Origin of the sequence: Nocardioides sp. REDSEA-S30_B4 (assembly GCF_001627265.1) — a bacterium.
Taxonomy (GTDB): domain Bacteria; phylum Actinomycetota; class Actinomycetes; order Propionibacteriales; family Nocardioidaceae; genus Nocardioides.
Genome location: NZ_LUPI01000090.1, coordinates 1 through 12,954 on the forward strand (window position 1 = coordinate 1; position 12,954 = coordinate 12,954).

The window sequence follows — 12,954 nt, forward strand, 5'->3', positions numbered from 1 at the left end:
GCCGGCCCGCCCCGGGTACCGACCCCTATGGCCCAAGTGGCCATCAACCAAGAAACCAACCGCGACCGACTCCACGCAGGTTGACAGGTTCCGTGGCCGATGTCCCTTCATCGGCCAGCGGCAAGGTTCATCGGCCGGCCGATGAACCTTGCCGAACGCCACCTACCCTCGACCCCATGACGCCACAGGAGCACGCGGCCAGCCGCTGGGCGGTGGCCAGCCGGGCGAACGTGCCGCCCTTCCACGTCATGGACCTGCTGGAGGCAGCGACCCGGCGCCAGCGCACGCACGGCGACCTGGTCAACCTCGTCGCGGGTCAGCCCAGCACGGGGGCGCCCGGGCCGGTGGCGGAGGAGGCGGTGCGGCTGCTGCGCAGCGGCGACCCGCTGGGCTACACCCCGAGCATCGGCATCCTGGAGCTACGGGAGGCGATCGCGACCCACCACCGGCGCACCCACGGCATCGAGGTCACCGCCGACGACGTGATCGCCACCACGGGCAGCAGCGGCGGGTTCCTGCTGGCGTTCCTCGCCGCGTTCGAGCCGGGCGACAAGGTGGCGATGGCCCGCCCCGGCTACCCCTGCTACCGCAACGTCCTCACCGCGCTGGGCTGCGAGGTCGTGGAGATCGAGACCGGCCCGGAGACCCGCTACCAGCCCACCGTCGAGCAGGTCGCGGCCATCGACGGCGTCAAGGGCCTGGTCGTCGCCAGCCCGGCCAACCCGACCGGCACGATGCTGATGCCCGAGGAGCTCGCCGCGCTCGCGCGCTGGTGCGAGGAGCAGGGCGTGCAGCTGATCTCCGACGAGATCTACCACGGCATCGAGTACGCCGACGGCACGCCCGGGTCTGGCCGGCTGGCCCGCAGCGCCTGGGAGACCAGCCGCGAGGCGGTCGTCTTCGCCAGCTTCAGCAAGTACTTCTCCATGACCGGCTGGCGCATCGGCTGGATGCTCGTCCCGGAGCGGCTGCGTCGCGCGGTCGACGTGCTGACCGGCAACTTCACGATCTGCCCGCCGGTGATCGCCCAGCGCGCCTGCCTGGCGGCGTTCGCCCCCGAGTCCTACGCCGAGCTCGACGGCCACGTGGCGCGCTACGCGGGCAACCGGCGCCTGCTGCTCGACGGGCTCACCGACCTCGGCATCACCCGGCTCGCGCCGGCCGACGGAGCGTTCTACGCCTACGCCGACGTCGCGCACCTCACCGACGACTCGATGGCCTTCGCCCACGAGCTGCTCGCCGAGACCGGGGTGGCCGTCGCACCGGGCATCGACTTCGACACCCTCGACGGCCCCCGCTCGATCCGGTTCAGCTTCGCCGGCCAGGCCGCGGACGTGGAGACCGGGCTCGAGCGGCTCGGCGACTTCCTGCGGCAGCGGCGAGCCCGTTGATCGACCCGCTGAGGATCAGCGGCGCAGCACCGCCGCGGTGAGCGCGCGACCCGGCAGCCGCAGCCGGTAGCGCAGCACGCGGTCGCCCTCGGGCACCTGCACCGTCAGCGTCGTCGCCGGCCCGTCGTTCCAGGCCAGCACCGCCACGCGCCCGTCGGGTCGCTGGACGACGCGCGCGTCGACGACCTCGCCGCCCCGGGTGGGCAGCAGGCGGGAGCCGGGCTGCACGGCCCGCGCCGCCACGGCGTACGCCGCTCCGCGCGCCGTCATCCGGACCGGCCCGTCGCCCAGCAGCACCAGCGCCTCCTCACCCTCGAGGAGTGCATCCGAGATCGGAGCGCGCCCCTCGTCGAGGGCGGGGAGGATCTCTCGGCGCACCACGCGGGACACGGCGCGCTCCCAGGCCCTCTCCCGGGGCTCCGCCACCGGCACCTCGCCGGTGCGCGGGGCGGGCTCGACCTCGCGGCGGTTGACCAGTGCCCGCAGGTCGGGCCGCAGCTGTGCCCAGCCCTCCACGACGTCGGCGACCGGGACGCTCGCCTGCCGCAGCTTCAGCCGACGCTGGGCGCCGCTGTCGGCGTCCACGACCAGGGCGCGCTTCGGTGCTGCGCCGACGGCGAAGACCGACAGACCCATGTCGTCAGTGGCCGCGATGCGGGTCAGGACCCGGGTCCGGCGCGGCTCCGAGAGGTCGATCAGCCGCTCCGCGGCATCCTCGGTCACGACGACGCCGACGCCCGGGAGCTGGACGTCCTCACCGCCGCCGACCACGGAGAGCGTCTCGGCCTCGTCGAGGAGACCGAGCGCGACCGCCAGGTCGACCCGCTCCGGCTTGCCGACGCGTCGCCGGCCGTCCCCTGGCAGGTGCCGGGCCGTGTCGACGGCGCCGGGCAGCCACGACGGCGCCGCTCCGGGCGCCTCGCTCAGGACGATCGGCGGCCGCTCGGGCTCGCCGGCCACGCCGGGATTGCGGTCGAGCGCGACCCGGAGCGGGCCGACACCGAGTGCGACCAGACCGGCGATCGTGACTCCGGTGGCGAGTGCTCGGAACATCATCGGGACAGCACCTCCATCTCCAGCGTGGGCCGACGGGCACCCCTGGCGTCGAGGACGTCGGCGCGCAGCGCGCCCGGGCTCGCGGTCTCCGCCGGCAGCGGTGGCAGGTCCAGCTCCGCGTACAGATCGCGGCGTCCACCGGAACGGGGGCGCAACGACCCGACGTCCACGAAGGGCTCCTCGATGACGCGGTGCACCACCCACGCGAGTCCGAGCGAGGCCACGGCGATGAGCAGGTAGTTGCGCAGGTAGCCGTTCGGGTCGGTGTCGATGAGCCCGAGGTTCTCGAACCCGATCGCCACCGGCTCGTGGACCAGGTAGACGGTGAAGGCCACGACGCTCAGACGCAGCAGCAACGCGTTGTCGACCCAGCGGGCCGGACGGTCGGACCGGCAGGTCATCACCGCCACCAGGATCAGCGTCCAGCCGACCGAGGCGATCGGGTGCCGCAGGCTCTCGATCACCGACTCGGGGGCGTAGTAGAAGGTCCTGCGGGCCTCGAAGAGCAGCCAGGCGCCGGTCACGGCGAGGACCAGGCTGGCCCAGGCCGGGATGCGACGGCTGCCCATCCACACCACCAGCACGGCTGCGGCCATGCCGATGGCGAAGTCGTCGGCCTTGGCCGCCGGACCGAAGCGCCAGGCCCACCGGTCGGCCTCGATCTCCCACACGAAGTCGACGTTGAGCTTGTAGAGCACCGACGCGAGGGCGACCGCGCTGATGGGCCCCACGAGCCGCAGCACGCGACGACCCTCGCCACCCGCCTGGCGCACCCACCGCGTCCAGGCCGGGGCGAAGATCGCCAGCGAGAGGTAGAACATCCAGTCCACCGAGAGCGTCCACGCCGGCCCGATGGTCGCGAAGATCCGGTCGGAGTCGAAGGCCTGCACGAGCAGCAGGTGCTCGACCAGGTCGAGCCAGTCGGCGGTGGTGACGCCGTAGTTGCGCATGCTCCAGCACACGATGACCAGCACCCAGTACGTCGGGATGAACCGGAACACCCGCCGCCACAGGAAGTCGTCCCCGGAGGGGATGTGCGCCGAGTCGTCGAGGGCCGCCACCACAAAGGGGAGGAAGAGCAGGAGCCCGGACAGCACGAAGAACAGGTCGACGACCAGGTCCACCGAGAGGATCGCGGTCAGCAGTCCGGGGGTCTCGTAGAGCGGCCCGAGCCCGTCGTCGTCGGTGTCCATCACCTGCCAGGCGTGCACGGACACGATCGCGAGGGCGGCGACGCCTCGCCACCCCTCCACGCCGCGGACCTTGAAGCCCGCCGCCCTACCCTTGCGCTCGGTGCTGCGCAGGAAGCCCTGGTCGTTGCGCCGTTCGAGGGCGAACGAGGTCTGTGCGGCCGTCACAGCGCCGCCTCCAGTGCTCGTCGCCGGTCGGTCTCGTCGACCGTCTGCTCGCCACCCGAGGACGCCTGCGAGGTTCCGCGCGCGGTGATGTCCCAGGAGTGGGCGCCGAGCAGGTGGCGCACCACGGCACCCCGGGTCACGCTCATCCGCAGCTCGGCGTACCCGAGCACGGAGACCAGCACATAGCGGACGAAGAGCCGGGGACGCGCACCGATGCCGGGGGCGGCCAGCCGGTTGGCGGCGATCGCCTGCAGGACGGGCACGCCGTTGACGCCGATGGCGGCGACGATGAAGAACAGCAGGTCCCAGACCACACGTCGGTCGGTGGCCCAGGCCATGGCTATCACCAGCGGGATCAGCTGCGTCGCGAGGAACGGGTGGATGGCACGCCACGCCAGCAGGAACGCCACCCCGCGACGCTGCACCAGGCTCAGGTCACGGTTCCTCAGCAACGGCACGCAGTGCCGCAGGCTCACCTCGTGCCAGCCCTGCGCCCACCGGGTGCGCTGCTTCCACCAGCCGCCCCAGTCGGTGGGGGCCAGCTCGTAGGACAGGATGCGCGGGTCCATGGCGAGCCGCCGGCCCTCGCCGAGCGCGCGCATCGAGACGTCGATGTCCTCGGTGAGCATCCGCCCGTCCAGTCCGAGGTCGTCGAGGACCTCCGCGCGCCACCAGCCGTTGCTGCCACCGAAGAGGCCGAAGTCGTGGGTGACGGTGCGGCCCGGGTGCGCCACGGCGTACAACGTGGCGAACTCCGCCGCGACGGTGCGCGCGACGAACGAGTCACGGTCGTTGCGGATCGCGCACTGGCCCTGGACGACGTCGAAGCGCCCCTCGCCGGCGGCGTCGGCGAGCCACTGGGCCGCGCGCCGGGCGCTGGAGGGGTGCGGGTGGTGGTCGGCGTCGAAGATGCCGACGACGTCGACCCTGCCTCGCAGCAGCTCGGTCGCCACCTCGAGGTTCTGCACCTTCGAGGTCGACCCGGCCGCCCGCACGACCAGCAGCCGCGGCTCGCGCTCGGCGAGCTCCCGCAGCTCGCGCTCGACCAGCAGGCTGGTCGGGGAGTTGTAGACCAGCACCACCAGGTGTCGGTCGTGGGGGTAGTCGACGTCCAGGTGTGCCCGCAGGGACTCCATGATCGTCGCCTGCTCGTTGGGGAGGTACGCCGCCACGACCGTCGCCACCCGTGGCAGGTCCAGCGTTTCGACCGGTCGCTTCAGCGGCGGATCGGGGAACCGGAAGGCCCGTGCGGTCTCGATGGCGATGAGGAGCGCCGTGACCAACAGGGCGGAGAACAGCACCCAGAACCACAGCTCCAGTGCTGCTTCAGCGGGCGACCACGCCACCAGGACGTAGCCGCAGAAGCCGAGGACCGGTGGCGCCACCGTCCCGAGGCCGATCTCGACCGCGGCCTGGCCGCGGCGACCGAGGCGCGTGTACCACCTGCCCACCGGGCTCGCGCGTGCTCGGCCGGTCCATGTGCCGGTGCGGACGTCCGCGGGGGTGCGCGAACGGTCCCTCCCTGGGTGCTCCATCCCAGAACCTCTCGACTACGTGCCCGGGGGACACGGTGGGGGGTGTCGTGAGCGTATCTCGGCCTCCCTGCCGAGACACATGTCGTTCAACGCTGTGAACGAGGCGCCTGTCAGAGGGTCACGGTCGATCTCGACCGGTCTGGACCACCGGGGTGAGGCGGGCGCTCCCCCTCTGTGGCCTCCGCAGCCCATCGACTGGACGACTCAGGGGGCACGGACGGCCGCTTCGGGGCACACTGGTGCCCCCCCTCCGCATCCCCCTGAGTGCCCCCGGCATCCCCCGACGAATCGAGGTCAAGGTGCGCGTACGACGCCTGCTCTCCGGCGCGGCGAGCGTGCTCGCGCTGGCGCTGGTCGGCGCGGCCTCGACGACCCCGCTCACCCTGGCGTCGGCCGGCAGCACCGCCCTGCTGAGCAGCTCGCCCACCGACGCCTCGGTGCGGCTCGCCGACCGCCCCGCGGTGGGCGACAGCGAGGTCACCGCCGAGGTGGTGGTGGACCGCAGCAGCTCCGCGCTGCGGCAGGAGTGGATCGGGGTCGGGGCAGCGCTGACCGATGCGTCGGTCACGCACCTCGAGGGCCGCCCGGACCTGGTGTCGATGCTGTTCGGCCAGGAGCCAGGGGTCGGGCTGGAGTGGTTGCGCCTGCCGCTGTCCGCGACCGACATGTCCACGACCCTGTGGGCGTGGAAGTCGGGCAAGCGGGGCATCCGGCCCAGCCGCCCGGCCCGCGAGGCGATCCGCTTCCTGCGCCGTGAGGTGCTGCCGGTCGCCCCGGGGCTGCAGGTGATGGCCTCGGCCTGGACCGCGCCGCCGGCGTACAAGACCAATCGGTCGTGGTTCGGTGGCCGGCTGCGCGGGGACCGGGTGAAGAAGTACGCGCGGCTCCTGGTCGGCCAGGCGCGCTGGCTGACCTCGCACGGCGTGCCGCTGGGGTCGATCAGCCTGGGCAACGAGCCCGGCCACGTCTCCGACTACCCCACGATGGCCATCGGCGACCGGCAGCTGACGCGCCTCGCCCGCCGGGTCGCCGCACCGCTCGACAGCCTCGGGGTCGAGCTGTGGGGGCTGGACCACAACTGGGCCGACCTCCCGCGCCTGGACGCCACCGGCACCGCCGGGCTCGATGCGATCGCGCTGCACTGCTACGAGGGAGCGCCCGGCCAGGCCGCGGGGCTGGGACTGCCCTGGCTGGTCACCGAGTGCACCGGCACCGACGACGGTCCGATCAGCACCTTCGCCTGGGACTCCAAGAACCTCGTCGTCGACGCGGTCGCGGCCGGATCGACCGGTCTGCTCATGTGGAACCTCGCGCTCAGCCCCGGCTGGCGCGGGGCCTTCGGCGGGTGCTGGACCTGCCGCGGGCTCGTGACGGTCGACGGTGGCACCGTGCGACGCGAGGCGGAGTTCTTCGTCCTCGCGCACCTGCGCCGCGCCGCTCCCGCCGGCTCGCTCGCCGCACCGGTCACGACCACCGGGCCGCTGCTCGCCACCGGGTTCGCGGGCGACCCCGCCGGCGCCGGCCGGGTGGGCGTCTACGGCTTCAACACCTCCGACCAGACCCAGACGCTCCGGGTCCGCACCAGCGACGGCGCGCTCGCCTCGGTCCACGAGGTCGGGCCCTACGAGATCTTCTCGTGGGTCGGCCAGGGCTGACCCACCACCGCGGCCGGGGCCCCGTCGGCCGCTGACCGGCCCGCCGACCGGCCCGCCGACCGACCACAGGCCGGTGCTGTGCCGCGCCCTCCACCGCGGTGGCGACCCGTCGTTTCCGGGCCGCCCTCCCGGGCAGGGAGTCCGCACCTGACCCGACACCCGGCCCACGGCCGACCCGGAGGCACCGATGCCAGGAGACCCCGGCGCGATCCGCGCCACCCGGGTGCAGCGCGCGGGCAAGCCGGCGATGGACGCCGCCGAACTGCTGCGCGGTCGGCCCATAACTGCGGGGACGCGGCTGGCATGACCCGCTTCGCCCTCACCATCGAATATGACGGCCGCCCCTTCATGGGCTGGCAGCGCCAGTCGCATGGCCCCAGCGTCCAGCAAGCGATCGAGGAAGCCGTCACGCGCATCACCGCCGAAACGGCGCCCGTTCACGGCGCCGGGCGCACCGACGCCGGGGTGCATGCGATCGCGATGCGCGCGCATGTCGACATCGAAAAGGCGATCCAGCCCTTTCGCCTGATGGAAGCGCTGAACGCCCAGCTTCGCCCCGCGCCGGTGGCGATCCTTGCGTGCGAGACGGTCGCCGACGACTGGCACGCGCGCTTTTCGTGCGTCGGCCGCGCCTATGAATATCGCATCGTCAACCGCCGCGCGCCGCTGACCTGGGACAAGGGGCTCGCCTGGCAATTTGCGAAGCCGCTGGATGCCGAAGCGATGCACGGCGCGGCACAGGCGCTGGTGGGGCGGCATGATTTCACCACCTTCCGATCGGTGCATTGCCAGGCCCAAAGCGCAGTGAAGACGCTCGACCGTCTGTCGGTCAGCCGCCATGGCGACGAAATCGTCATCGAAGCCGCGGCGCGCAGCTTTCTGCATCATCAGGTTCGATCGATGGTCGGCTGCCTCACCCTCGTCGGCGAAGGCAAATGGTCGGCGCGCGACCTGAAGGCCGCGCTCGACGCCGCCGACCGGCAGGCTCTCGGCCTCAACGCACCGCCCGACGGCCTCTATTTCATCGAAGCAAAATATCCCTGACCCACGAAAAAGGGCGGCCCTTGCGGACCGCCCTCTTCACGTCTCGGCAGAACGGCTCAGAGCGCCTTTTCGGCGTAATAGAGCGGCGCATGCTCGTTGAGGATCTGAAGGATCTTCGCCTGCGCGGTCTTTTCGTCGCTTTCTTCCATCGCAGCGAGTTCGCGCGCGAGGCGGCTCGACGCCGCTTCGAAGATCTGACGCTCCGAATAGCTCTGTTCGGGCTGATCGTCGGCGCGGAACAGGTCGCGAGTCACCTCGGCGATCGACACGAGGTCGCCCGAGTTGATCTTCGCTTCATACTCCTGGGCGCGGCGCGACCACATGGTGCGCTTTACCTTCGGTTTCGTGGTCAGGACCTGAAGCGCTTCCTTCAGCGTCTTGTCCGACGACAGCTTGCGCATCCCCACGCCCTCGGCCTTGTTGGTCGGGACGCGCAGGGTCATTTTTTCCTTTTCGAAGCGCAGGACATAAAGTTCGAGCTGCATGCCGGCGATTTCCGACTTTTGCAGTTCAATGACGCGCCCCACGCCATGTTTGGGATAAACGACATAGTCACCGACTTCAAAGACGAGCGTGTTTGCGGACATGCAGGTTCCTTTCATTTGCCCCGTCGGGACCGGAAAAGCGCGAAAAGGCCGGGTACGTCCGCCCTCGTCGGAGGGGGATCGAAGCAAGGCGGTCGGCGCTAGCCAGTCAAAGTGACAAGGGATATGGCTCCATCAGGACGCCGCAGGGTGCCTTTCCGGCGATGGAAAGTGGCAAGCTGTCGACGCGTTGATATTTATTATATCAGATTCGCAACAAAATTGCCACCCCCGCACGGAAATCCGCGGGTCGGCGGCTTGACGCCCCCCGAAACGCGTTTCACCTTGAGACGGAATCATAGATGGGGATGCCAAGATGAAAGATCAAATCTGGTGGGTTACGGGGGCTTCTTCGGGTATCGGCGCGGCACTGGCGCGCGGCCTTTCGGCGCGCGGCGCGCGGCTGATCCTGTCGGGCCGCAACGTGGCTGCGCTCGAAGCGGTGGCAAAGGATTGCGGCGCGGGCACGATGATCCTGCCGTTCGAGGCGACCGACTATGATGCGATTCCCGCGCTGGTCGAACAGGCCTGGGCCTGGGGCGGGCGCATCGATGGCCTCGTCAACAATGCCGGTATTTCGCAGCGCAGCCTGGCGGCCGAAACCGATTTTTCGGTCTATCAAAAGATCATCGCGGTCGACCTGCTCGCGCCGATCGCCCTCACCCAGGCGCTGCTTCCGCGCATGATCGCGGCCGGCGGTGGTCAGATCATTGCCATATCGAGCGTCGCGGGGGTCGCCGGCGTGCCGCTGCGCAGCGCCTATTCGGCGGCCAAGCACGGCATCATCGGCTATCACGACAGCGTCCGCGCCGAAAACGAGCATCTGGGACTGAAGGTGCTGGTGGTCGAACCTGGATCAGTGCGCACCAACGTCAGCCGCAACGCGCTCAACGCCGACGGCAGCGTCCGCGGCGCAAGCGATGCGGCAATCGACAACGGCCTGTCGCCCGACGATGCTGCGGCACAGATGCTCGCCGCAGTCGACGCCGGAACGCGCGAACTGGTGGTCGCCGAAGGCGCCGAAGCCGCCATCGCCGCCCTTCGCCGCAGCGACCCGAACGCGCTGTTCGACCGGATGAACGCCATGGTGCAGGCGGGCTATGCCCAGCAGATGGGCGCCGGCCGACCGGACTGAACCGGTCGGCCGGATCGGAAAGTCGGCTACTTCGTGTCGACAGTCACCGCGACAGGCACCGGTTTGTCGGCGTCCGTCGGAACATAGGCCGGGTTGAAGCGATCGAGCCACTTGGCCGCTTCTTCCAGCCACTGGATATGCACATCTTCATAAGGAAGGTTGTGCGTGCCCTTGGGCTGTTCGACATATCGAAAATCGATGTCTTCCTTTTTGCCAGCACCCTTGAGCCGCGAAACGAGCGTTCGCGATTGCTCGATCGGAATGCGCGCGTCGCGAAGACCCGCCACGATGAGGATCGGTGCCCACTTGCCTTCCGGGTGACGCGCCGAAGAAATATCGACAAGATCGCTCGCAGTCGCCTGGAAGCTCGCGCCGAAACTTCCGAACGCATTGGTGTCATAGGATTTCATCATCGGGAAATCATATACGCCCGCCCCCGCTATGGCACATCGCCAAAAATCGCCATCGCGCTGAGCGCCGCGTGCTGTCGCATAGCCGCCATAGGACCATCCCATGATGCACGCTCGTTTCGGGTCGATCAGCCCCTGCTTCCCGAACCACGTCACGGCGTCGTTCAGATCGTCCTGCATCCGGTTACCGTAACCGTCGGGCTTACGCCCTTCCTTGACGAAATCTTTTCCGTAGCCGCCCGAACCGCGATAATTCGGCTGAATTACGACATAGCCCAACTCGGCCAGCGCCTGATGCCAGGGGAAAAAGCCAAAGCCCTCTTCGTCGCGGATACCATATGGTCCGCCGTGCGGCATGACGACGACGGGCAAGTTTTTGCGGCTCTTGCGGTGGCGGGGATAGGTAATCACCGCTTCGATTTCGAGACCGTCGGATGCTTTGTACCGAACCGATTCCGTCGGGTTCATCTTTGCCCCCTTCAAGATCGGATGGGTCCAGCCGAGAAGCTGCATCTTCCCGCTTTCGGTATCGTAGAGATAGTAGCCGCCGGGATCGCTCGTTTCCGATACGCGCACGATCAACTTGGTGTCGCCGTCGTTGGTCGACGTGATCATCGCATTGCCTTCGCCGAAATCTTCGTCGAAGAAGGCCTGGATCTGCGCGAGACGCGGATCCATCCATTTCCGGCGTTCCTTGTTGGTAGTGAAAGCGACGCCTAACAGCTTCGATTCGGACTCGTCGGCGATAAGGCCATCGACATCGTAGCGACTGAGCTGGAAGACCGGCGGCCCCACAATTTCCAGCGTCTTCATGTCCACCTTGTAGACGCGCCGCAAATTGTCTTTGTTACTAGTAGCATAGGCCATGTCCGGCTCATCGAGAAAAATCTCGGGGACGATCTGTGACTGCGTGAAGGTCGGATCCTTTTCGTTGGACACCGTCTTGAGTGTTTCCGACCCGTTCGAGCGATACATGAGCCGCTGGTTGCCCTTCGAATCCGACCCGACAGCGGCGCGAATGACCCCCTTGCCGTCAACCATCCAGCTGTCGACTTCGGGGTTGGGCCGCATCACCGATTTGTATTTGCCCGTGCGTACATCGACTTCCACAACCTCGGGGCCCGGCGAGAAGCTGCCGTCCTTGAACGTTCCGCGCTGCAGCAGGATCGTTTCCTTTTCATCGTCGATGTGCAGGATCGTACCCGCATCGGCTCCGGCATCCGTCCACGCCAGCGGCATGAGCTTTCCGGTTTCAAGGTCATAGGCAACCAGCCGTCGCAGATCGGCGCGCTGACCGAAAATATTCTCGCGCGAGAGCAAGGTTACCAACAGGGTCCGGTTCCCGACCCATCGCCATGTCCCCATGGTTCGGTCGCCTGCCTCACGATATTCTTCGGCCTTCGCAATCAAGGTCGAAGGATTTCCGGGTTTAGCAAGATCGATATAGGCGAGATTATCGACGCCATCGCGGCTCAGCATAACGGCGATCTTCGTACCGTCCGGCGACAATCGCGGATCGCGCATGAACGGTCTTTTCCCGAAAACTGCCGTATCTACCCGCCCCTTTTGTGCGACCACCACAATGTCGCTGGTTTGCGCTCCCCCCGCCACAGGCATCATCATCGCCGATGCGAGCAACGCCGCGGCAAACATCTTTTTGACCATTTCAGTCTCCGTTTTCGCACCACGGCATGTGGCGCAACCCCTTGGCAAGCGGATCGAATGCCGCGCCATCCCTAGGCCAGAGTAGAAAAGGCGGCGGACGAAAACAACTGCCGAACGTTACCGGAGAAACGAAAAAGGCCCCGCCGGATCGCGCCGGCGGGGCCATTCTTTCACCCTGACGGGCGCGATGTTTACATCGCGTGTCCCGCCAGCGCCGCGAGCAGCAGCAGCGCGACGATGTTGGTGATCTTGATCATCGGGTTGACGGCCGGACCCGCGGTATCCTTGTAGGGATCGCCGACGGTGTCGCCCGTCACGGCTGCCTTATGGGCTTCACTGCCCTTGCCGCCATGGTTGCCGTCCTCGATATATTTCTTGGCATTGTCCCACGCGCCGCCGCCCGAGGTCATCGAGAGGGCGACGAACAGGCCGCCGACGATCACGCCGAGCAGCAGCGCGCCGAGCGCGGCAAAGCCGTTCTCCTGACCCGCAACCGCCGAGATCACGAAATAGACGACGATCGGCGCCAGCACCGGCAGCAGCGAGGGGATGATCATCTCCTTGATCGCCGCCTTGGTGACGAGGTCGACGGTGCGCGCATAGTTCGGCTTCGACGTGCCCGCCATGATGCCGGGATCGCCCGCGAACTGATCGCGCACATCCTTTACCACGTCACCCGCCGCGCGGCCGACGGCGGTCATGCCCATCGCACCGAAGAGGTACGGAAGCTGCGCGCCGAGCAGCAGCCCGACGATGACATAGGGGTTTTCGAGGCTGAAATTGACCGTCAGGCTCGGGAAGAATTCCCGAAGGTCGGTCGTATAGGCCGCGAACAGCACCAGCGCGGCGAGGCCCGCCGAACCGATGGCATAACCCTTGGTCACGGCCTTGGTGGTGTTGCCGACCGCGTCGAGCAGGTCGGTCTTTTCACGAACGCTGTCGTCCAGCCCCGCCATTTCGGCGATGCCGCCCGCATTGTCCGTCACCGGACCATAAGCGTCGAGCGCAACGACCATGCCGGCCAGCGCCAGCATCGCGGTCGCGCCATAGGCAATGCCGATCAGGCCCGCGAGCTGATAGGCGATGATGATGCCCGCGACGATGACCAGCGTCGGCAGCAC

Annotated in this window: 10 protein-coding genes; 4 read left to right on the forward strand and 6 right to left on the reverse strand. The window is 68.4% G+C overall.

Annotated features, from left to right (window positions below; all coding sequences use genetic code 11):
* Positions 1–176 precede the first annotated feature (176 nt).
* Complete coding sequence (locus A6R01_RS15990; RefSeq protein WP_292607944.1) at positions 177–1,391, forward strand: pyridoxal phosphate-dependent aminotransferase; 1,215 nt, start codon at positions 177–179, stop codon at positions 1,389–1,391.
* 15 nt (positions 1,392–1,406) lie between these two features.
* On the opposite strand, the gene A6R01_RS15995 is transcribed toward A6R01_RS15990, so the two are convergent.
* Genes A6R01_RS15995 through A6R01_RS16005 form a run of 3 tightly spaced genes read right to left on the reverse strand, consistent with a single transcriptional unit; the run spans position 1,407 to position 5,256 of the window.
* Entirely contained in the window at positions 1,407–2,447 is a 1,041-nt protein-coding gene (locus A6R01_RS15995; RefSeq protein ID WP_292607946.1) for a hypothetical protein, read from the reverse strand.
* On the reverse strand, positions 2,444–3,805 hold the full coding sequence (locus A6R01_RS16000; RefSeq protein WP_292607949.1) for an acyltransferase: 1,362 nt from the start codon (positions 3,803–3,805) through the stop codon (positions 2,444–2,446). Before A6R01_RS16000 ends, A6R01_RS15995 begins: the two co-directional genes overlap by 4 nt.
* Positions 3,802–5,256, reverse strand: a complete 1,455-nt coding sequence (locus tag A6R01_RS16005) for a glycosyltransferase family 2 protein (RefSeq protein ID WP_292607952.1) — start codon at positions 5,254–5,256, stop codon at positions 3,802–3,804. The genes A6R01_RS16000 and A6R01_RS16005 overlap by 4 nt, the downstream gene beginning before the upstream one ends.
* Before the next feature lie 323 nt (positions 5,257–5,579).
* On the opposite strand from A6R01_RS16005, the gene A6R01_RS16010 reads away from it, so the two are divergent.
* Positions 5,580–6,995, forward strand: a complete 1,416-nt coding sequence (locus A6R01_RS16010; RefSeq protein WP_292607955.1) for a hypothetical protein — start codon at positions 5,580–5,582, stop codon at positions 6,993–6,995.
* Between the two features lie 303 nt (positions 6,996–7,298).
* On the forward strand, positions 7,299–8,039 hold the full coding sequence (gene truA / locus A6R01_RS16015; protein ID WP_292607958.1) for a tRNA pseudouridine(38-40) synthase TruA: 741 nt from the start codon (positions 7,299–7,301) through the stop codon (positions 8,037–8,039).
* 56 nt (positions 8,040–8,095) lie between these two features.
* Here truA and A6R01_RS16020 read toward each other — a convergent pair whose 3' ends face one another.
* Positions 8,096–8,626 carry a CarD family transcriptional regulator gene (locus tag A6R01_RS16020; protein WP_003039510.1) on the reverse strand — a complete coding sequence of 177 codons (531 nt, stop codon included), beginning with the start codon at positions 8,624–8,626 and terminating at the stop codon, positions 8,096–8,098.
* 313 nt (positions 8,627–8,939) lie between these two features.
* Between A6R01_RS16020 and A6R01_RS16025 the strand changes: the two genes are divergently transcribed.
* Positions 8,940–9,758 carry an SDR family NAD(P)-dependent oxidoreductase gene (locus A6R01_RS16025; RefSeq protein ID WP_288989250.1) on the forward strand — a complete coding sequence of 273 codons (819 nt, stop codon included), beginning with the start codon at positions 8,940–8,942 and terminating at the stop codon, positions 9,756–9,758.
* 26 nt (positions 9,759–9,784) lie between these two features.
* Here the strand turns inward: A6R01_RS16025 and A6R01_RS16030 are convergent, their stop codons facing one another.
* On the reverse strand, positions 9,785–11,833 hold the full coding sequence (locus A6R01_RS16030) for a prolyl oligopeptidase family serine peptidase (protein ID WP_288989249.1): 2,049 nt from the start codon (positions 11,831–11,833) through the stop codon (positions 9,785–9,787).
* A 191-nt stretch (positions 11,834–12,024) separates the two neighbouring features.
* Positions 12,025–12,954, reverse strand: a 930-nt coding sequence (locus A6R01_RS16035; protein ID WP_292607960.1) for a sodium/proton-translocating pyrophosphatase, incomplete at its 5' end; no start/stop codon positions are given.

Coding starts and splice junctions, on each gene's coding strand:
- A6R01_RS16030 (WP_288989249.1), bottom strand. CDS start 11,833: ATGGTCAAAAAGATGTTTGCCGCGGCGTTGCTCGCATCGGCGATGATG.
- A6R01_RS16020 (WP_003039510.1), bottom strand. CDS start 8,626: ATGTCCGCAAACACGCTCGTCTTTGAAGTCGGTGACTATGTCGTTTAT.
- A6R01_RS15995 (WP_292607946.1), bottom strand. CDS start 2,447: ATGATGTTCCGAGCACTCGCCACCGGAGTCACGATCGCCGGTCTGGTC.
- A6R01_RS16025 (WP_288989250.1), top strand. CDS start 8,940: ATGAAAGATCAAATCTGGTGGGTTACGGGGGCTTCTTCGGGTATCGGC.
- truA (WP_292607958.1), top strand. CDS start 7,299: ATGACCCGCTTCGCCCTCACCATCGAATATGACGGCCGCCCCTTCATG.
- A6R01_RS15990 (WP_292607944.1), top strand. CDS start 177: ATGACGCCACAGGAGCACGCGGCCAGCCGCTGGGCGGTGGCCAGCCGG.